This is a genomic window from Gluconobacter sp. P1D12_c (assembly GCF_018812105.1).
Taxonomy (GTDB): Bacteria; Pseudomonadota; Alphaproteobacteria; order Acetobacterales; family Acetobacteraceae; genus Gluconobacter; species Gluconobacter oxydans_A.
The window spans coordinates 1-477 of the sequence record NZ_JACSIQ010000399.1 but is presented as its reverse complement, the minus strand read 5'-3'; the positions used below and the strand labels follow the sequence as shown (position 1 = coordinate 477).

The 477-nt window shown below is 46.3% G+C and carries 1 protein-coding gene; it reads right to left on the bottom strand.

Annotated elements, in window-relative coordinates; all coding sequences use genetic code 11:
* The coding region (locus KP705_RS17355) for a hypothetical protein (RefSeq protein WP_215765179.1) at positions 1-477 on the bottom strand (477 nt) is incomplete at both ends.

Here is a 477-nt window from a genome sequence, read left to right as displayed (position 1 = left end):
TCACGAACATCAGCAAGAAAATCCTGCCAGCCGTTCCCCTTCAAATACGGCAGATCAAAGAGGATATTCATATGCATGTTAAGGGTTTCATGATCCTCATTATGAGTGAACTCAGTCCCCCTGAAATACAGATTTGAACCATATTTTTGATTGAGCCAACGGAAGCAATCAGAGAGCTTGCGTGTCCATTTCCTATGCTCCGCCTTGAGGTCATCATATATGCGGACGTTCTCACCGCAGGTGATAACCATGTACCGCAGATACTTCCCCTTATTCGGGAGAATGTTATCAATCCAATAGGTCAGCTCATTCCTCAACTGGCGACGCTCAGCAACAGCAACAGCAGGAATGAACATGATATGCCTAAACTGTTCATCCATCTGCTTAGCTAATCCAGACAGCAAACCCACCTTGAAAAAGGTGCCATCCTGCTTCTTACGCCTAGACGGAATCCCCAGACCTTCAAGCCTGTCAGCA